Annotated in this window: 11 protein-coding genes and 1 pseudogene; 4 read left to right on the top strand and 8 right to left on the bottom strand. The window is 70.4% G+C overall.

All coding sequences use genetic code 11. The features are described 5' to 3' along the window. The first annotated feature begins 6 nt into the window (after positions 1-6). Together K377_RS00415 and K377_RS42110 are read left to right on the top strand one after the other, a co-directional pair. On the top strand, positions 7-1008 hold the full coding sequence (locus K377_RS00415) for a YafY family protein (protein WP_111661028.1): 1002 nt from the start codon (positions 7-9) through the stop codon (positions 1006-1008). Between the two features lie 36 nt (positions 1009-1044). Next, a pseudogene (locus K377_RS42110) lies at positions 1045-1307 on the top strand (rhamnogalacturonan lyase); the annotation flags it as partial. Between the two features lie 64 nt (positions 1308-1371). On the opposite strand, the gene K377_RS00425 reads toward K377_RS42110, so the two are convergent. Continuing rightward, a complete protein-coding gene (locus tag K377_RS00425) occupies positions 1372-4029 on the bottom strand; it encodes a cellulose binding domain-containing protein (RefSeq protein WP_111661029.1) in 2658 nt (885 codons plus the stop codon). A 125-nt stretch (positions 4030-4154) separates the two neighbouring features. After that, entirely contained in the window at positions 4155-7058 is a 2904-nt protein-coding gene (locus K377_RS00430; RefSeq protein WP_111661030.1) for a glycoside hydrolase family 48 protein, read from the bottom strand. A gap of 245 nt (positions 7059-7303) precedes the next feature. Here K377_RS00430 and K377_RS00435 point away from each other — a divergent pair, with 245 nt between their 5' ends. Together K377_RS00435 and K377_RS00440 are read left to right on the top strand one after the other, a co-directional pair. Next, positions 7304-8779 carry a cellulose binding domain-containing protein gene (locus tag K377_RS00435; RefSeq protein WP_111661031.1) on the top strand — a complete coding sequence of 492 codons (1476 nt, stop codon included), beginning with the start codon at positions 7304-7306 and terminating at the stop codon, positions 8777-8779. 29 nt (positions 8780-8808) lie between these two features. Continuing rightward, entirely contained in the window at positions 8809-10548 is a 1740-nt protein-coding gene (locus tag K377_RS00440) for a glycoside hydrolase family 6 protein (protein WP_111661032.1), read from the top strand. A 112-nt stretch (positions 10549-10660) separates the two neighbouring features. On the opposite strand, the gene K377_RS00445 is transcribed toward K377_RS00440, so the two are convergent. The 6 genes from K377_RS00445 to K377_RS00470 all read right to left on the bottom strand — a co-directional run bounded on the left by K377_RS00445 (position 10661) and on the right by K377_RS00470 (position 20552). Further along, positions 10661-11452: an aldo/keto reductase gene (locus K377_RS00445; protein WP_181512465.1), complete on the bottom strand. Its 792-nt coding sequence runs from the start codon at positions 11450-11452 to the stop codon at positions 10661-10663. A gap of 126 nt (positions 11453-11578) precedes the next feature. Further along, entirely contained in the window at positions 11579-12316 is a 738-nt protein-coding gene (locus K377_RS00450) for an ABC transporter ATP-binding protein (protein WP_111661034.1), read from the bottom strand. Next, positions 12313-14979 (bottom strand): ATP-binding cassette domain-containing protein, encoded by a 2667-nt coding sequence (locus tag K377_RS00455; protein ID WP_111661035.1) that lies wholly within the window; start codon positions 14977-14979, stop codon positions 12313-12315. Before K377_RS00455 ends, K377_RS00450 begins: the two co-directional genes overlap by 4 nt. A gap of 22 nt (positions 14980-15001) precedes the next feature. Beyond that, the gene (locus K377_RS00460) at positions 15002-16255 is read right to left on the bottom strand and encodes an ABC transporter substrate-binding protein (RefSeq protein ID WP_111661036.1); all 1254 of its coding nucleotides are present in this window, start codon (positions 16253-16255) and stop codon (positions 15002-15004) included. 88 nt (positions 16256-16343) lie between these two features. Continuing rightward, a complete protein-coding gene (locus K377_RS00465; RefSeq protein WP_111661037.1) occupies positions 16344-18650 on the bottom strand; it encodes an FdhF/YdeP family oxidoreductase in 2307 nt (768 codons plus the stop codon). A gap of 75 nt (positions 18651-18725) precedes the next feature. Continuing rightward, positions 18726-20552 (bottom strand): long-chain fatty acid--CoA ligase, encoded by a 1827-nt coding sequence (locus K377_RS00470; protein WP_111661038.1) that lies wholly within the window; start codon positions 20550-20552, stop codon positions 18726-18728. Positions 20553-20742 lie beyond the last annotated feature (190 nt).

Raw genomic sequence — 20742 nt, forward strand, 5'->3', positions numbered from 1 at the left:
GTCCACATGAAGGCCGGCCGACTCCTCTCGATCCTGCTTCTGCTGCAGACCAGGGGCCTGATGACGGCCGGGCAGCTCGCGGCCGAGCTGGAGGTCTCCGTCCGCACCGTCTACCGCGACATCGAGGCGCTGCACACCGCGGGCGTCCCGCTGTACGGGGACGCGGGGCACGCCGGGGGCTACCGCCTCCTCGACGGCTACCGCACCCGGCTCACGGGACTGACCACGGACGAGGCCGAAGCCCTCTTCCTGTCCGGGGTCCCGGGCCCGGCCGCCGACCTCGGGCTCGGCCCGGTGCTCGCGGCCGCCCAGCTGAAGGTGCGGGCCGCGCTCCCCGCCGAACTGCGCGCGCACGCCGACCGGATCAGCGCCCGCTTCCACCTGGACGCCCCCGGCTGGTACGCGGAGGAAGAGGCGACGGAGCACCTGACGGCCGTGGCATCCGCCGTGTGGGAGCGCCGGGTGCTCCGGGTCGTCTACCGTCGCTGGCGCGAACCCACCGACGTGGAAAGGACATTGGAGCCGTACGGGCTCGTCCTGAAGGCGGGCCGCTGGTACGTCGTGGCCTCCGCCGGAAGCGGCCCGCCGCGGACCTACCGCGTGGACCAGATCCTCGAACTGCATCTCACTGACGAGGAGTTCACCACTCCCGCGGAGTTCGACCTGGCGGAGTACTGGCGGGCGTACCAGGAGGACTTCCACCGCCGTCTGCACTCCGGGGAGGCCGTCGTGCGGCTGGCGCCCGGAGCGGCCGACCGGCTCACCGGCGCCGCCGCGCGGGCCGCCCGCACCACGGGCCGTACCGAGAGCGACGGCTGGCTCCGTGCCGTCCTGCCCATCGAGTCGATCGGGCACGCGCACGACGAGTTCCTCCGGCTCGGCGCGTCGATCGACGTTCTCGAACCGGCGGAGCTGCGGAGGCGTCTGGCGGCGACGGCGAGGGCTCTCGCGGAGCTGTACCAGGGGGCGGCAACTGAACTAGAGGCCACGGCAACTGACGGGACGTAGGCCACTCGCACGTCCTCACCCCAAGGGAGCCCGCACATGCCCCGCCCCCACCGCAGACGCCCCCGTCCGCTGATCGCCACCGCCGCTGCCGCCGCCCTCGCCGCGGCCGGGATCACCTTCCTGCCCGGCGACGACGCCTCCGCCGCCACCGCCCGCCAGGCGGAGAGACTGGACCGCGGCCTGGTCAGCGTGCACACCGACGCCGGGAACCCGGCTACAAGGACGTGCCGATCAGCCCGCCCGCCGGCGGCACCACCCCCGACGGCGTCGCCTACACCTACGAGGCGAACGACGCGGCCGGTGATCACCACGCCATGAGAAGTGCGGCCCGCTCGCTCGCGGGCGGGCCCACGCCCCCTCTGATCAGTTCACCGCACAGCTCTGCCCGTCCAGCCTGATCGCCGTCGGCTTCGCGTTCGCCGTCCCCGGCCGCGAGCCCGTGAATCCGAACGCCGCCGAACTCCCGGCCGTCACCGTCCCGTTCCAGCTGACGTTCTTCGCGGTGACCGACGCGCCCGACTGGGTGTACGAGGCGTTCCACAGCTGGGAGACCTTCTGGCCGTCGGCGAAGGTCCAGTCGAGGGACCAGCCGGACCAGTCCGTCGAGCCGGTGTTGGTCACCGTCACATCGGCCTGGAAGCCGCCCGACCACTCGTTGGTGATCTTGTACGTGACCGTGCAGGCCGCCGTCGGCGTGCCGGGGCCGTCCGCCGTGTCGCCGTAGACGACGCCCCGGCCGTTCGTCGAGACGTACACCCGGCCGTACACGCGCGGGTCACCGGTGATCGCCGCACCGGTCCAACCCCACTGGTGGGCGTCGTCGTTGACGCGGGTCCAGGTCGCGCCCGCGTCCGTCGAGCGGAAGATGCCGCGCACCCCGCCGATCTTCGCGCTCGTGTACAGGGTCTGGTACGTGGCGCCGGGCGCCGCCTTGCCGAAGCCGATCGTGTCGGCCTGCTGCACGTTCGACAGCTTGGTGAACGTGGCGCCGCCGTCCGTCGAGTGCCACAGCCCGTACGCGCCCGACGCCGAGCCTCCGGCCAGCCAGATGTCGCCCTTAGTGCCGGGCACCGCCTTGAAGCGGACCGGACCGTCCGTCGGCAGCCCGGTCGACGCCTTCGCCGTGAAGGACCTTCCCCCATCCGAACTCGCATAGAGAGTGCCGGACTTGAAGGCGTAGAAGAGGGAGGCGTCGGCGCGATCCGATTCGACGACCGCACCCGCCGGTACCCCGCTCGCCGCGGTCCACGACGAGCCCGTACCGGTCTGCACGCCCGCGCCGTCCGGGCTCCACACGAGCCGCCCGCCGTCCGCCGACACCGCGACCGTGCCGCCGCCCGTGACGCCCGACGGATCGGTGCCGGCCGCGGACCAGTTGGCGCCGTTGTCCTGGGAGAGGGCCACGTGCGCGCCCGAGTCGACGTTCCCGGCGCGCACCACCACGTCCGGCTTGCCCTCCGCGAAGTCCAGGCTCGTGCTGGAGGTGAAGTTCGGGGAGGTGTACATCATCGACGGCACCTTCGTCAGGTCCGTGTGCCGGAAGCCGCCGATGTCGCCGAGCGCGGAGAGCAGCGGCGCCCCGGAGGGCGGCGAGGCCAGATCGTTGACCGCCGTCTCCTCAAGTCCCTTGACCATGGGGGTGATCGTGAACGTGCCGCCCGAGTCCCACTTCCCGAGATCCTCGGTTCCGTAGACCGTGGCGCCCGTCCCGTACATCATCCGGTCCGAGTCGAACGGGTCGATCTCCAGCGCCTCCGTCATCCAGCCCAGCTTCGGGGTCTGCTCGGGCGGCGAGGGGTTCGCGCCCCACGTCAGCCACGGCACCGACGACACGTCCATGGTGTAGCGGTTCGCGCGGTTCGGGTACGACGTGTAGTCCCACGCCTTCGTCCAGGTGCCGCCGCTGTCCGTCGAGCGGAAGATCAGCGTGTCCGGCCACCAGGAGCTGTAGCCCGACACCATCACCGTGCCGGGGTGCTGCCGGTCGATCGTCAGACCGCTGAAGCCGTAGTAGGTGTCCGCCTCGGCGACCGGGCTGATGTCCTTCCACTCGCCGGTCTTCGTCGCGTACCGCCACACCTGGCCCTTGCCGCCGTCGTACGGGCCGCCCTTGTCGCTGTAGGCGATGTACAGATAGCCGTTCTCGGCGTCGAGGACGCTCTTGTGCGGGAGGTGTCCGGTGGGCTGGCCCGCCACCCGCTCCCAGGTCGCGCCCGCGTCCGTCGAGCGGTAGACGGAGTTGTCCTTGTCGGCGACGCCGACGTAGAGCGTCCGGGTGCGGTCCGAGCCCGTCGCCGACGACTCGTCGAACGTCACCCAGACCACGCCCTGGTTGTCCGAGGCGTAGCCGGAGGTGTCGGACGGGTCCTGCTGATAGTTCCCGACGTTCGGGAAGGACGCCACCTGCGACCAGGTCACCCCCGCGTCCGTCGACCGCCACAGTCCCTCGCCGCTGGGCGCGCCCAGGTAGAGGACCCGGTCGTCGTGCGGGTCGATCGCGAGCCGCTCGCCCATGCCGCGGCCCGGCATGTTGCCGCCCAGCTTGAAGGGCAGGTCGGTCTTCTTCCAGGTGGCGCCGCGGTCGGCCGAGCGCAGCACCGCGCCGTTGCCCGGGTCCCAGTCGTTCGTGTACGTGCCGACGGCCGCGTACACCTTGTCCGGGTCGACGGAGTCGGTGGCGAGGGAGGCCACGCCCGTGTGACCCCAGTCGTCCCAGCCGACCGAGTCGAGGAGCGGTGTCCAGGACGCGGTGTCCTGGTTCCAGCGGTAGGCGCCGCCGATGTCGGTGCGGGCGTAGGCGAGGTTCTTCTCGGAGCGGTTGAAGACGATGCCGGGGACGAAGCCGCCGCCGTCGATGCGGGCGTTCTTCCAGGTGTACGTGTCGGCGGCGAGCGCCGTGGCCTTCGGTTCGGCCGCCGCTGACACCTGAGTGCCTGTCAGCAGGCCTGCGGTGAGCCCGAGTACGACGGTCAGGAGGAGGCGCGTACGTGAAACACGGGCATGGCGAGGTGGTCGTGGCATGGAGGGTCCCGGGGGTGAAGGGGGAGAGGGAGGCGGGGGGAGAGAGAACGTGCGGTGGCCGGGCGGCCCCCGGGGAGAGAGGCCGCCCGGCTCCTCTGAGCACGGAGCCGCTGCCGGGCGGGGCGTTACTCGAGCAGCTCCGCGTACGAACCCATGGCGAGCGCGATGTCCGCCTGGGCCCAGAACCGGTGGTACGTGAACGTCGGTGCGGCGCCGCCCGCCAGATAGGCCTCGACCTTCGACCAGTTGGGATCGTCCTGGTAGAAGGAGCGCAGCGAGGAGAACGTCGACGAGGAGTTGACGGCGTCGCCGTTCGGCATGGTGCCGGTCCAGCCGGACGGCACGTACACCGGGTCGTCGAACCGGCTGTAGTCGGCCCGCGTCTCGGGCACCGCGATGCCGAGCGCGTCCTGGTCGTTCTCCCACATGCCGTCGAGCAGCGCCTTCGCCGTCGACTTCGCCTCCGCGTCACCGGACCTGGCGGCGTAGTACGTCAGCGTCTTCGCGTACGCGGCCGCCACACCCACGTCGTTCGTGTAGTCGGCGACGGAGACGTGAAGGGACGTGTTCGCGCCGGGACTCGACGCGTTCCAGGTGTCGGGCTTGCCCGACCACTGGAGGGTGGAGGGGATCCGGAAGGTGCCGTCGGGATTGACCGTCGTCTCGGACAGGGCCCAGCCGACCCACTTGTCCAGGACCGCCTTCGCGTCGGCGTCGCCCGTCTGCTGGTAGTACTCGGCGACACGCTCCATCGACCACGCCTGGAAGCCGAACCACTGGTTCGACGGCGGGTCGTGGTAGACCGGCGCCTCGTCGTAGTACATGCCGTAGAAGGTCGGCGTGCCGGACGGAGGCGTCGCGTACCGCCCCTGCCAGCTGTTCGTCGCACCGCCCGCGATGGCGCCCTCGTCCGACTGCAGCCAGCGGTAGAACTCCAGCTGCCGGTCGAGCGACGTGGCCCAGTCCTGCTGTCCGGTCGCCGACTTGGGCTTCAGGTCGGCGGACGAGGACAGCGCGTACGCGGCGAGCGGGTTCTGGTACCCGCCGTGCGTGTGGCTGGAGCCGATGCGCCAGGCCCAGCCCGCCGAGGTGTCGGTGGCGCCGCCCCACGCGTAGTACCAGGACAGCAGATAGTGCGAGGCGTCCTTGCCGGTGCCGGCCGGGCAGGCGGCCGGGCCGACGCAACCGCCCACCTTCTTGAAGTACTTGTCGTACATGGCGTAGCGCAGATAGTCGCCCATCTTCGCGGCCTTGCCGACGGTGGCCGACACCTCGGAGCTCTTGCCCTGCTCCTTGGCCCAGATGTCCGCCCAGTACGCGGCCTGCACGGCCCGCGCGTCGGCGTCCGGCGCGTTCGTGTACTTCCACTGCCTGGCGTACGACGAGTCACCGGTGAACAGGTCCAAGTACCCGTTCTTGCCGCCGTACTTGAAGGCGTCACAGGTGGGCTGCGGGACCGTCTCCCACACCGACTCCTGCGCGCCGCGCTGGAAGGTGTTGATGTAGGACGGGCCGGTCGCCGTCGGGCCCGCCTCACACTTCCCGGGTTCGTTGCCGTAGCCGTACGTGTTGTCGACGTCCTGGAGCCAGTGCATGCCGTAGACGTCGTCGGTGCCGTACGCGCTCTTCAGCTCGGCCGCGATCGGGTCCGTGCCGACGGAGACCGACGGGTCCAGCTTCGCCGGGTACTGCGACGGCAGATCCTCCTCGGGCGCGTACGTCGCGGGTTTCGACGCGTTGTAGAAGGAGTTCGTCGGCTGGTCGGCGTGCGTGGGGATCATGTACTTCTCCATGATCTCCCAGGCGCCGTTGAACTTGGACCAGTCGCCGCTGACCTTGCCGTACATGGCCTGGAGCCACAGCAGGTACGAGTACGCCTCGGAGGTCGTCTCGTGGCCCTGGTCCGGCGCCTCGACGATCAGCGTCTCCACCGAGTGGTACGGGATGCCCTCCGGCGAGAAGTAGCCGTTCGCCGGGTCGGTGATCTTCCCGTAGAGGTCCAGGAAACGAGTGTCGTACTCCTTGCCCGCCGCCAGCTGGGTCACCGTGACCGTCGCCTTGGTGTGGCCGGGCGCGCTGACCGTGAAGGTGGCGGCGCCGGTGCCGGAGGCGTCCGCCGCGACGGTCACCTTCTGTGCCGTGTCCCAGTTCGACGCAGTGAAGGTGAGGCTCGCGCCGGAGGAGACGGACAGCCCCGTGTTGCCGCTGGTGCGGGCCGTGGTGACGGTCACGTTCGCCGTCGGTTTCGTGGACAGCTTCACGTCGAATGTGCCCGACTTGCCTTGCTGGACGCCGAGTTGGGACGGCGTCACCGACACGGCGGGGCCCGCCGCGACCGTGATGCCGACCGGTGTCGACTCGCCGGACGCGCCCTGCCCGTCGTACGCCTTCGCGTACAGCGAGTGCGTGCCGGCCGCGAGGGAGTCCGTGCCCAGCGCGTACGGGGACGTGGTGTCGGTGCCGAGCAGTGTTGTGTCGTCGTAGAACTCGACCTTGCTGATGCCCGCGCCGTCGGCCGCCGCCGCGGTCGCCGCGAGCGGCACCGTGTCACCGGCCGTGTAGACCGCCCCGGCCTGCGGGCTGGTGAGCACCGCGACCGGCGGCTGATGGGCTCCTGTGCACGTCGTGCCATTGATCGCGAAATTCGTGGGGGCCGAATTCGAGCCGCTGTACGTGAATTGCGCGCCCGTGGTCGCGGCGGCGCCCGCCGCGATCTTTCCGTTGTACCCGGCGTCCTTCACCGTCACGTTCTTGCCGGATTGCGACCATGTCCCGTTCCAGCCATTGGTGAGTTTCTGGTCACCGGCGTAGGAGTAGGTGAGGGTCCAGCCGTCGATCGCCGCGGAGCCGCGGTTGGTGATCGTCAGATCGGCGGTGAAGCCGGATCCCCAGTCGTTGGTCCTGTAGTCGACGCTGCACTCAACTGCCGCTGCCTGAGCGGTGGTTGGCAGAGCGGCGAGAGTGGCGAGCGGTAGTGCGAGTGCCGCCGTGGCAGCGGTCCATAGCCGCCGGGCCCGTCTCTTGGGCATGCCCTGGTCCTTCGCTTGGTGGGGGTGAACCTGTGAACCAGTGGGAGCGCTCCCAGGATGATGAGGAGTCAAATGGGGGTCAAGAGACTTGAAGAGTCGAATTAATTCGACAGTGGTTTTCCGGAACGCGTCTGTTGCTTGACGGCAGTTCCTTCCCTACAGTCCTCCCAGCAACCAGTGGGAGCGATTCCATCAGTCGACGCGCCGGCTTTCCGCCGTCGCGCCCGAGCTGCAAGGAGTCGCTCATGCGACACCCCCCGCGCCACCTGTCACTGTGGGCGTGCGCCGCACTAGCGGCGGCCACGCTCGTCCCCCTGACCGGATCCGCGTCCGCGGCCGCACCCGCCTGCTCGGTGGAGTATTCCGTCACCTCGCAGTGGGACAGCGGCTTCCAGGGCGCAGTGAAAGTCACCAACAACGGTGCCGCGAAGGACAGTTGGAGCCTGTCCTTCGATTTCGCCGACGGCCAGAAGGTCACCCAGGGCTGGAGCGCCAGATGGTCCCAGTCCGGTACGACGGTCACCGCGGCCAACGAGTCGTGGAACGGCGCGCTCGCCTCGGGCGGCAGCGTGTCGGCCGGGTTCATCGGGTCGTGGTCGGGCGCCAACACGGTGCCCAGGACCTTCAAGCTCAACGGCGTCACCTGCAACGAGGACATCACCGACCCGACGGATCCGACCGATCCCACGGACCCCGGTGACGGCACCGCCCCGGCCCTGAAGGCGTCGGGGAACAAGCTCGTCGACGCCACCAGCGGGGCCACGCGCCGGATCCTCGGCGTGAACCGCTCCGGCGGCGAGTTCATGTGCGTCCAGGGGTACGGGATCTTCGACGGACCTGTGGACGACGCGTCGGTGGAGGCCATCGCCGACTGGAACGCGAACGCCGTCCGCATCCCGCTCAACGAGGAGTGCTGGCTCGGCCTCGACAACATCAAACCCGAGTACGGAGGTGCCGACTACCGGTCCGCGATCAAGGACCTGGTCACCAAGGTCAAGGCGCACGGCATGACGCCGATCCTCGAACTGCACTGGTCCTACGGCCAGTACACCGGGAACTCGGCCGGCTGCTCCGACGTCCACGCCACCTGCCAGAAGCCGATGCCGGACGCCCAGTACACCCCTGCCTTCTGGTCGTCGGTGGCCAGTGCCTACAAGGACGACCCGCAGGTCGCCTTCGACCTGTTCAACGAGCCGTACCCGGACCGTGCCACCTCCACCCTCGATCAGGCGTGGGCCTGCTGGAGGGACGGCGGCACCTGCCCCGGCATCGGCTACGAGGTCGCGGGCATGCAGACCCTCGTCGACGCCGTCCGCACGGCGGGCGCCGGCAACCTCATCCTGATCGGCGGCCTCGCCTACTCCAACGATCTGCGGCAGTGGCTGGCCCACCGGCCGACCGATCCGGCCGGAAATCTCGCCGCCGCCTACCACGTCTACAACTTCAACACCTGCGCCAGTGAGAGCTGCTGGGACGAGCAGCTCGCGCCGGTCGCGGCCCAAGTGCCGCTGGTGGCAGGGGAGATCGGTGAGAACACCTGCTCCCACGCCTTCATCGACCGGGTCATGAAGTGGTTCGACGACCGTGAGCTGTCATACCTCGGCTGGACCTGGAACACCTGGGACTGCGCCTCGGGTCCCTCGCTGATCAGCGACTACGCCGGCACACCGACCGCGTTCGGCGCCGGTCTGCGCGACCACCTGCAAGCCATCGGCAGCTAATCCAAGCGACAGAAAGGGACACCCCCACCATGAGCCGTACCGGAAACAGCCGTACCCGACTGAGAGGCGGCACCGCGCTCACCGCGGCGCTCGTCCTCTCCGGAGCCGCCTGCGTCGGCACCGCCGTCGCCGCCCCCGACAGCGCGGCCGCGGCCGCCTGCACCGTGGACTACAAGGTCCAGAACCAGTGGGACACCGGGTTCACCACCTCGGTCTCCGTCACCAACAACGGCGCCGCGGTCAGCAGTTGGAACCTCACCTGGTCCTTCGCGGGCAACCAGAAGGTCAGCAGCGGCTGGAACGCGGACATCAGCCAGTCCGGCACCGCCGTCACCGCCAAGAGCCTCTCCTACAACGGCACCCTCGCCACCGGAGGCTCCACCTCCTTCGGCTTCAACGGCACGTACAGCGGCACCAACGCCGTACCCACCGCGTTCAAGCTGAACGGCGTCACCTGCAACGAGGACAGCGGCCCGACGGACCCGACCGATCCCACGGACCCGACCGACCCGAGCGGCCGCGTCGACAACCCGTACGCGGGCGCCAAGGTCTACGTGAACCCGGAGTGGAAGGCGAAGGCCGCCGCCGAGCCGGGCGGCAGCGCGATCGCGAACCAGCCCACCGGAGTCTGGCTCGACCGGATCGCCGCGATCGACGGCGTCGGCGACGGCATGGGCCTGCGCGACCACCTGGACGCGGCCCTCGCGCAGAAGGGCAGCAACGAGGAAGTCGTCCAGCTCGTCATCTACGACCTGCCGGGCCGCGACTGCGCCGCGCTCGCCTCCAACGGCGAACTCGGCCCGAACGACATCGACAAGTACAAGAGCGACTTCATCGACCCGATCGCCGCGATCCTCGCCGACTCCAAGTACGCGGGCCTGCGCATCGTGACGACAGTCGAGATCGACTCGCTGCCCAACCTCGTCACCAACGTCACGCCGCGCGCCACGGCCACCCCCAACTGCGACACCATGAAGGCGAACGGCAACTACCAGAAGGGCGTCGGCTACGCCCTCGACAAGCTCGGCGCCATCCCCAACGTCTACAACTACATCGACGCCGGCCACCACGGCTGGCTCGGCTGGGACGACAACTTCGGCGCCTCCGCCGACCTGTTCAAGACTGTCGCCACCAGCAACGGCGCGCAGCTGTCCGACGTCCACGGCTTCATCGTGAACACGGCCAACTACAGCGCCCTCAAGGAGGACCACTTCGGCATCGACGACTCGGTCAACGGCGTCTCGGTCCGCCAGTCCAAGTGGGTCGACTGGAACCGCTACACCGACGAGCTGTCGTACGCCCAGGCCATGCGGACCAAGCTGGTCTCCCTCGGCTTCGACCAGAACCTCGGCATGCTGATCGACACCTCCCGCAACGGCTGGGGCGGCGCGGCCAGGCCGACCGCGGCGGGCGCCAAGACCGACGTCGACACGTACGTGGACGGGGGCCGCTACGACCGCCGCATCCACCTCGGCAACTGGTGCAACCAGTCCGGAGCCGGCCTCGGTGAACGCCCGCAGGCCGACCCGGCCACCGGCATCGACGCGTACGTGTGGATGAAGCCGCCGGGGGAGTCCGACGGCTCCAGCACCGCGATCGACAACGACGAGGGCAAGGGCTTCGACCGGATGTGCGACCCGACGTACACCGGTAACCCGCGCAACAACAACCACCTGTCCGGAGCGCTGCCGAACGCGCCGCTGTCCGGCCACTGGTTCTCCGCCCAGTTCCAGGAACTGCTGAAGAACGCCTACCCGCCGGTCCAGTAGACCGGCCGCGGGCCCCGCTTTTGCGCATGCGGCAAGTCGACTTGCCCTGCGCGGCGGGGCCCGCGCACGCAGCACGTGCCGGGGGGCCTCCCCGATACCGGGGATCCGTGGATCAGGCCACGTCGAACTCGGCCGGGTTCGGGCCGAGCCGCCGGTCCTCGTTGAGCGCCGAGATCGCGCCGAGGTCCTCGGTGTCCAGCTCGAAGCCGAAGACGTCGATGTTCTCCGCGATGCGCGACGGGGTCACGGACTTCGGGATCACCACGTTGCCCAGCTGGATGTGCCAGCGCAGGACGACCTGGGCCGGGGTGCGGCCGTGCTTCTGGGCGATCGCGACGATCGCCGGGACCTCCAGGAGGCCCTTGCCCTGGCCGAGCGGGGACCAGGCCTCGGTGGCGATGCCCAGCTCCGCGTGGCGCTCGCGTGAGACGCGCTGCTGGAGGTGGGGGTGCAGCTCGATCTGGTTCACCGCGGGGATGACCGAGGTCTCGGCGGTCAGCCGGTCCAGGTGCTCGGGCAGGAAGTTCGAGACGCCGATGGCCTTGGCCCGGCCGTCCGCGTAGATCTTCTCGAAGGCCTTGTACGTGTCGACGTACAGGTCCTTGGACGGCAGCGGCCAGTGGATCAGGTACAGGTCCACGTAGTCGAGGCCGAGCTTGTCGAGGGACTGGTCGAAGGCGCGGAGCGTGGCGTCGTGGCCCTGGTCCGCGTTCCACAGCTTGGTGGTGACGAAGAGCTCCTCGCGGGGCACGCCCGACGCGGCGATCGCCTTGCCGGTGCCCTCTTCGTTGCCGTAGATCGCGGCGGTGTCGATGCTCCGGTACCCGGCCTGAAGCGCGGTCGCGACGGCGCGCTCCGCCTCGTCGTCCGGCACCTGCCACACGCCGAAGCCGAGCTGGGGCATCTCGACGCCGTTGTTCAGGATGATCGGGGGAACCTTGCTCACGAGGTGTCGTTCCTTCGCGTTGTGAGACAGCAGTCGTACTCCCATGGTCAACGATCACGGGTGCACGCGCATTCCTGCCCGGGATCACTTCCCTGCCGGGGAGTGATTCTCCTCTGCCCCCAGATACGCCTCACGCACCCTGCGATCCGCCCGGACCGCCTCCGGGGTGCCCTCGGCGAGCACCGATCCCAGGTCGAGGACGACGACCCGCGCGCACAGCTCCATGACGAACGCCACGTTGTGCTCGACGAGCAGCACCGCGCACCCGGACTCCTCGGCGAGGCCGCGCACCACGGACGCGAGCAGCCCGCGCTCCGCGGCCGTCATGCCCGAGGCCGGCTCGTCCAGGAGCAGCACGCGGGGCCGGTCGGCGGCGGCCCGCGCCAGCTCCACCATGCGGGCCCGGCCGACCGGCAGCGTGCCCGCCCACGCGCCCGCGACATCGGTGAGCCCGCACGCGTCGAGCAGCGTCTCCGCGCGCCCGGCGTCCGCGCCGCCGCGCCGCCACTCCTGCGCGACCCGCAGCTGGTCCGCGACGGTGAGCTGCCCGAACAGCTGCTGGCGCTGGAACGTGCGGCGCATCCCGTGCCGCGCCCGCCACACGGGGGAGCGGCGCGTGATGTCCGTACCGTCCAGCAGCACCCGGCCCGCGTCCGGCCGCCGGATCCCCGAGACGACGTCGAAGAACGTCGTCTTGCCCGCGCCGTTCGGGCCGATCAGCCCGCACACCTCACCCGCCGCGAGGCGCAGGTCCACGCCGTCCAGGGCGCGTACGCCGCCGAACCGCACCCCGACGCCCTCGACCTCCAGTACGTGGCTCATGACCGCTCAGCCTCCCTGACCGCGGCGATCCCGAGGTACGCGTCCGTGAGCCGCTCCGTCTCGACCTGGTCGCGCGGCCCGCACCAGGTGACCCGCCCCTGCGCGAGATACGCCACGGTGTCCGCGACGCCGAGGATCTCCGACGCCTTCTCCTCCACGAGCAGCAGCCCGGTGCCCGCGTCGCGGAGTTCGGCGAGCAGCCGGTACACCTCGTCGACCACGCGGGGCGCGAGGCCGAGCGACGGCTCGTCCGCGATCAGCACGCGCGGCGGAGCGTGCAGCAGCGGCGCCAGCGCGAGGAGCTGCTGTTCGCCGCCGGAGAGCGAACCGGCCGCCACCGCGCGCCGCGCCGCCAGCCCGTCGAAGCGCTCGTACACCACCAACCGGTCTTTTTTGAGCGGTAGTTGAAGGGCAAGGTTCTCGTCGACGGTCAGCGACGGGAAGATGCCGCGGCCCTCCGGTGCCAGGACGACCCCGGCCCGCGCCCGGCGCACCACCCCCTGCCGTCCGGCCGCGACCCCGGCGACGTACACCTGTCCGTGGACCGGGGCCAGCAGCCCGGCCGCCACCTTGCACGTGGTCGACTTCCCGGAGCCGTTGGGCCCGAGCAGCGCCACGATCTCGCCGGGGCGGACGGTGAGGCCGACGCCCTGGAGAACGGGCGCGCCGTCGTATCCGGCCTGTACGTCGACGAGTTGGAGCGCGGCGTCCGAGGTCGGGCCGCTTCCGATCGTCGGCTCCGCGCTCACCGGGACCGTCTCGCGGCGCCGGTGCCGGCGCACGGAGAACGCCGCGCAGTACCCGTCCGGGTCGTTGGCGAGCGCCAGCCCGGCGAGGCCGAACAGGATCACCGGGAGCTGTGCCGAATCGGTCACGTAGTCGCTGACGAGGTGCGGGACGACGGCGAAGGTGAGCCCGGCGACCACCGCGAACTGCGGCCTCCGCACCCCGGCCGCGACCACCACCGCGAGCCAGATCAGACCGGTCATCGCCGTGAAGTCGGTTGCGGTGATCCGGGTGTTGTACGACGCGTACATCACGCCGCCGAACCCGGCGAGCCCCGCCGAGAGCGTGAACAGCAGAAGCTTGGTGCGGACGACGGAGACCCCCGACGCCATCGCCGCCGCCGGTGCCGACCGCACCGCCAGCATCGCCCGCCCGGCCCGTGAGCCGCGCAGCGCGCTGAGCCCCGCCACGGCCGCCGCGCACAGCACCAGCATCGCCACGCCCATCGCCCGGTCGTCGCCCAGGTCGACCGGGCCGAAGACGGCCCGGGGCACCTCCCACCCGGTGTCGCCGTTGCGCAACCAGCCCGTCTGGAACAGCACTTGGTCGGCGAGGAAGGCGAGGGCGAGCGTCGCCAGGGCCAGCGAACGTCCGCCGAGCCGCAGCGCGGGCAGCGCCACCAGGGCCCCGAGCACGGCCGCCGCGCACGTCCCGATCAGCGCCGCCCCGAGGAACGGCACCCCATGACTCATCAGCAGCCCGGCCACCAGCGCGGCGCCCGTCACGAACGTCGCCTGCGCGAGCGAGACCATCGCGCCGAGCCCGGTGACCACGGTGAACGACATGAACACCAGCGAGATCGCGAGCCCTTGGGCGAGGATGCCGCTCCAGAAGGGCGTCGTGACGGTGTAGAAGGCCAGGCCCAGCAGGACGCCCGCCACCGCCCACGGCCCCCACCGCCGTGCCCACGGCTTGCCCGCCAGATAGTCCACGGGTGGCGCGTCCACCGCGGCCGTGCCCGCCGTGCGCTGCCGCCGGGTGAGCAGCAGCAGCCCGGCGAACAGGATCAGGAACGGCACCGCCGTCCGGAACCCGGTGATCTTCTCGGCGAAGGTGGCGTACCCGGCGACCAGGTTCTGCAGCACCCCGAGCCCGAGCCCGCCCGCGAAGGCCAGCGGCACGGACAGGAACCGGCCGAGCACCGCGGCCGTCGCCGACACGAACAGGAAGAGCGTGAAGTCGTGCGCGGAGAGGCCGAGCAGGGGAGTGGCGAGCACTCCGGCGAGCCCCGCGAGCCCGGACGACAGCATCCACGCCACCGACGAGAGCCGGTCCGCGCTCAATCCGCGCAGTTCGACGAGCGAGCGGTTGTCGACGGTGGCCCGCAGCCGCAGCCCCAGCGTCGTACGGCGCAGCAGGATCCACAGGCCCAGTGCGACGACGGCGGTCGTCACCCACGTGATCAGCTGGTCGGAGTCGATGCCGACGCCGTTCAGGATCGGCCAGTTCTTCGCCGGGCTCGGCCCGACCCCCGGCAGCCCGAACTGGTTCTCCGCGGGGAGCACCGCCGCGCCCGCGTCGTCGAGTAGTTCGACGACCCACAGGCCGAGCGCGGGCAGCGCCACGAGGAGCCCGATCGTGGCGACGATCTGCGCGGTCTCCCCGACCCGCGCCAGCTTGCGGAACATCAGCCGGTCGAGCCCCCAGCCGAGCGCGGGGGCCACGACCAGGACGAGCAGCATGGCGGTGGGCACCGCGGGCCAGCCGAAGCCCGAGTGCAGCTCGTAGAAGGCGAGCGCGCAGAGATAGGCGGTGGCGCCGTGCGCGAAATTGAACAGGCCCGACGCCGAGTAGGAGAGCACGAGCCCGGTGGCGAGCAGCGCGTACAGCGCCCCCGACACGAGCCCGCTCAGGACGAAGGCAAGCAGGTCGGTCATCCGGACAACCCTTCAGCGGGACCTACTTGAACGGGATCGGCTCGTAGCACTTGAACGGCGACGACACCGTGTACGTCCCGCCCTTGAGCTGCACCAGCGCGCCGCAGCCGAACGACTCCTTCCGCCCGGCGGGCAGCCGGCGGCTCCCGACCAGCGTCCCCGAGTCCGAGAACCCGTCCGCCGCCTTCTGGAACGACGCCACCGTCAGGTCCTTGCCGGCCTTCTGCGCGATCGCGAGGAAGAGGTCCGCGCTCATGTATCCGGTGACCATGTGCATGTTCAGCGGGACCTTCTTGCCCGCGGCCTTCTCGATGTCGGCCTTGAACTGCCGCATCTTCTCCGAGTCCGACTCGAACGGCTCGAAGGACAGCAGCACGTGCACCCCGTCGAGCGCCTGCTTCGTCGCGCTCTTGGCGAGCAGCCCCGGATCGTAGTCCGTCGGATCGGTGAGCACCCCCTTGAAGCCGGTGCGCTTGACGGCCGTGAACAGCCCGATGTTGTACGGGGTCTGCATGACGGAGACGACCACGTCGGGCGCCTTGCCGCCGTCGCCGCGCAGCAGTTCCTTCGTGTACGCGGACCAGTCGCTCGGCACGGACGTCGCGGGCACCGACGCCTTGGCGTACGTCACCTTGTAGCCCGCCGACGCGAACGACTGCTTGTAGGTGCGGACGGCGAAGGTTCCCGCGTCGTTGTCGTTGGCGAGGATCGCGACCGTCCTGCCCTTCGAGCCGTCCGTGACGTTCTTGAGGCCCTCCGGCCAGGTCTGCGAGATGGTCCCGCCCGGCATCGGCACCATGCAGCCGCCGAAGCCGTAGATGTAGGTCGGGCCGCAGAACGACGGCAGGGTGCCCCAGCCGAACGTCGGCACCTTCTGCTTCTGCAGGAAGTCCGCCCCGGAGAACGTCACCGAGCTCATCGGCGCGATGGCGAACACCTTCTCCTGCTGCACCAGTTTGCGGGCTGCGGCCAGGTTCTTCGCCGGGTCCTGGCCGTCGTCCTCCGCGCCCAGGTAGTCGATCGTCCGGCCGTTGACCCCGCCCTCCGCGTTGGCGCGGTCGAAGCGGGCCCTCGCGCCCAGGTCGGTGTCCTTCTTGCTGTACCCGCTCGCGGTCGTCATCGAGACGATGCCGCCGACTTTGATGGAGTCGTCGCTCACTCCCCGTACCGAGGCGCCCTTGCCGTCCGGCGCGGAGCTGGTGGCGGTGGAGTTGCAGGCGGTGGCGAGCAGGAGCGCCGCCACGGTGGCGGTGATGGCGCGGATCGGTCGCGACACGGTCGGTCCCCCTCCGTCGAAGTGAGGGTGATTCTGTGTCCGACCTGATGAACCGTCAATAACTGACGCGGCGGTATTTGATGAACCGTCAGATCCGGTGCGGCCGCACCTCCACCGCCAGGTGCTTCATCAGCGGCTGATCGCTCTGCGGGCTGAAGTCACCGATCGCGCACAGGACGTTGAGCTCCGGCATGTAGCCCACGGCGCAGCCGCGCGGCACGTCGTACGCCACCGCGCGGTAGCCGTGCACCGACCGCCGCGACCCGTCCCGCGCCACCGAGGTGATGTCGACGAGATCCATCTCCGCGAGGCCGCGCTCCCGCATGTCGTCCGCGTTGAGGAACACCAGCGTGCGCAGGTTCCGCACGCCCCGGTAGCGGTCGTCGGAGGAGTAGATCGTGGTGTTCCACTGGTCGTGCGAGCGGACCGTCGCCAGGGTCAGCAGACCCTCGCCGGGGCTGGGGTCCGGCAGCGCCGCGAGCGAGAACTCGGCCCGCCCGGACGGCGTCTGGAAGATCCGCTCCCGGGCCGGCTGGCGCAGCCGGAACCCGTGCGGCCCGCGCACCCGCCGGTTGAAGTCCTCGAAGCCGTCGAGCGCGCGCTGCATGGTGTCGCGGATCCGGTCGTAGTCGCCGGTGTACTCCTCCCAGGGCGTCACCGAACCGGGCAGCGTGGCCCGTGCCATCCGGGCGATGATCGCGGGCTCGGAGAGCAGATGCGAGGACGCGGGCCGCTTCATGCCCCGCGACAGGTGCACCATGCTCATCGAGTCCTCGACCGAGACCGCCTGCGGCCCGCCCTCCTGGAGGTCCTTCTCGGTGCGGCCGAGGCAGGGCAGGATCAGCGCCCTGCGCCCGTGCACCAGGTGCGAGCGGTTCAGCTTGGTGGACACCTGAACCGTCAACTCGCAGTTCCGCAGGGCCTCTTCGGTGTACGTGGGATCAGGGGCGGCCCGCACGAAGTTGCCGCCCATGCCGACGAACACCGTCGCCTCACCGGCGTGCATCGCCTCGATGCCGCGCACCGTGTCCAGGCCGGGATCGCGCGGCGGATCGATGCCGCACGCCTCGGCGAGCCGGTCCAGGAACTCCTTCTTCGGGCGGTGGTCGATGCCGCACGTGCGGTTGCCCTGGACGTTGCTGTGCCCGCGGATGGGGCAGGGGCCCGCGCCCTCGCGGCCGATGTTGCCGCGCAGCAGCAGGAGGTTCACGATCTCCCGGACCGTGTCGACGCCGTGCTCCTGCTGCGTGATGCCGAGACACCAGCTGATCACCGTACGGGCGGAGGAGAGATAGACCTCGGCGGCCTGTGCCATGGCGTCGCGGTCCAGGCCGCTCGCCGCCTCCAGGTCCGCCCACGCGGTCCTCGCGCACAGGTCGCGGTACGCCTCGAACCCTTCCGTGAAGCGGTCGAGGAACTCCTGGTCGACCGCCTTCGGGTCCTGCTCGGCGCGCTCCAGGACGTGCTTGGCGATGCCGCGGAGCACGGCCAGATCGCCGCCGATGCGCGGCTGGAGGTTCAGGGTGCCGGTCCTGGTCGCCTTGAAGGTGGCCATCGCGGCGAACTCGTGCGGCACGATCGTGCGGCCCGCCGCCGCCTCCACCATCGGGTTGATGTGCACGACCTGCGCGCCGCGCTCGTAGGCGTGGGCGAGGCTGGTGATCATGCGGGGTGCGTTCGACGCGGCGTTCACGCCCATCACGAACAGCGCGTCCGCCTGGTCGAGGTCGTTCAGGTCGACGGTGCCCTTACCGGTGCCGACCGCCGCGGTCAGCGCCCGGCCGCTCGCCTCGTGGCACATGTTCGAGCAGTCGGGCAGGTTGTTCGTGCCGAACTCGCGGGCGAAGAGCTGGTAGAGGAACGTCGCCTCGTTGCTCAGCCGGCCCGAGGTGTAGAACAGCGCCCGGTCGGGGGAGTCGAGGCCGCGCAGCGTCTCGCCGACGAGCGCGAAGGCGGTCTCCCACGACACCGGCACGTAGTGGTCGGTCTCGGCGTCGTACGCGAGCGGGCCGACCAGCCGGCCCTGGTCCTCCAGGTCGAAGTCCGCCCACCGCTCCAGCTCGGTCACCGTGTGCCGGGCGAAGAACTCGGCGCCCGCCCGCTTCGGCGTCATCTCCCACGTGGAGTGCTTGATGCCGTTCTCGCACAGGTCGAGCGTCAGCCCGTGCTGGTCGTCGGGCCAGGCGCACCCCGGACAGTCGAAACCGCGGTCCGGGTGGTTCATCCGCGTCATGATCCGCGCGCTGTCGACCGGCTCCTTCGCCTTCGCCAGCACCTTCCCCACGGACATCGCCGCTCCCCAGCCCGCCGTGGGGTGGTCGTAGGGCTCGCGCGAGGGCTCGCCGCCGGACGGTCCGTAGCCGCCGTTCGGGGTCGCGGGGGGTGCGCTGCTCATCGTTCGGCCTTCCGCAGGTTCCGGGTGCCTCACTGACGAACGTACGGGAAGGTCCGGATCGGTGCCTGCCGGAGGTCACCCGCGGTAGAGCGCCTCGACCTCCGTCGCGTACGCCGTCTCGATCGCCTTGCGCTTCAGCTTCAGGGACGGCGTGAGCAGGCCGTGCTCCTCGCTGAACTGGTGGGCCAGTATCCGGAAGGTGCGGATCGACTCGGCCTGCGAGACCAGCGTGTTCGCGGCCACGACCGCGCGCCGCACCTCCATCTCCAGGTCCGGGTCGCGCACCAGCTCCGCCGGATGCATCATCTGCTTGTTGCGCATGCCCAGCCAGTGCTCGACGGCCTCCGCGTCGAGAGTGACGAGCGCGGCCACGTACGGGCGGTCGTTGCCGACGACGATGCACTGGGCGACCAGCGGATGGTCGCGGACCCGTTCCTCCAGTTGCTGCGGCGAGACGCTCTTGCCGCCGGAGGTCACCAGGATCTCCTTCTTGCGGCCGGTGATGGTCAGATAGCCGTCCTCGTCGAGCGCGCCCAGGTCACCGGTGGCGAGCCAGCCGTCGTGCAGGGTGCCGTCGGTCGCCTTCGGGTCGTTGAGATAGCCCTGGAAGACATTGCCGCCGTAGAGCCACACCTCGCCGTCGTCGGCGATGTGCACGGTGGTGCCCGGGATCGCCTGGCCGACGGTGCCGTAGCGGGTCTGCTCGGGCGGATTGGCGGTGGCCGCGGCCGTCGACTCGGTCAGGCCGTAGCCCTCGTAGATCGCCACGCCCGCGCCCGCGAAGAACAGCCCGAGCCTGCGGTCCATGCCGCTGCCGCCGGACATGGCGTGCCGGATCCGGCCGCCCATCGCCTCGCGCACCTTGGAGTAGACGAGCTTGTCGAAGACGGAGTGCTGCATGCGCAGCGACGCGGACGGGCCCGAACCCGTGCCGAACGCCTTCGCCTCCTGCGCGTCCGCGTACTTCACGGCGCACTCGACGGCCTTGTCGAACGCGCCCGATCTGCCTTCCTTCTCGGCCTTTCTGCGGGCCGCGTTGAAGACCTTCTCGAAGATGTAGGGGACCGCCAGGATGAACGTCGGCCGGAAGGCCACGAGGTCGGGCAGGAGCGCCGCCGCGTTCAGCTGCGGCTGGTGGCCCATCTTCACGCCGCCGCGCACCGCCGCCACCTGCACCATCCGCCCGAAGACGTGGGCCAGCGGCAGGAACAGCAGGGTGGACGCCACCCGCTCCCGCTTGGAGGCGAAGACCGGCTCCCAGCGCGCCACCATGGTGTCCGCCTCGAACATGAAGTTCGCGTGGCTGATGACGCAGCCCTTGGGGCGGCCCGTCGTGCCCGACGTGTAGATGATCGTGGCGGTGGAGTCCGGGGTCACCGCCTTGCGGTGCCGGTGCACCGTCTCGTCGTCGATGTGCGCGCCGGACGCGCTCACCTCCTCCACCGCGCCGCCGTCCAGCTGCCACAGCCGGTGCAGATGGGGAAGCTTGTCGATGACCGTCGCGATGGTCATCGCGTGGTCCTCGTGCTCCACGACCGCCGCCGCCACCTGGGCGTCGTACAGCGTCCAGAAGACCTGCTCGGCCGAGGACGTCGAGTAGATGGGGACGACCTGGGCGCCGATGGTCCACAGCGCGAAGTCGAACAGCGTCCACTCGTAGCGCGTACGGGACATGATGGCGACGCGGTCGCCGAACCGGATGCCCTGCGCGAGCAGGCCCTTGGCCAGCGCCAGGATCTGGTCCCGGAACTCGGCCGAGGTCACGTCGCGCCACTGGCCCTCGGCGTCCTTGCGCCCGAAGGCGACATGGTCGGGGTCGTCCAGCGCATGGTCGAACACGGCGTCGGCCAGGCCGCCCACCGGCGGTGCCGACGTCAGAGCGGGGGTGGTGAACTCACGCAATGTTGCTCCTTGTGGCGCTCCGCACAGCGTCGGCGACGGTACCGGACCGCGCGCCCCGGCGGGAGAGGGTCCGTCTCACCGGGGGCGCGCGGAATATGCACAGGTCAGCCGTTTAAATGCGGCCACAAGGGAAGCGGCGGGACAGATTACTTACCTTTCAGTAAGTTTCGGTGGCGTAATCTCCCGGCGC

Source organism: Streptomyces sp. PsTaAH-137, from assembly GCF_003259365.1.
Lineage (GTDB): Bacteria > Actinomycetota > Actinomycetes > Streptomycetales > Streptomycetaceae > Streptomyces.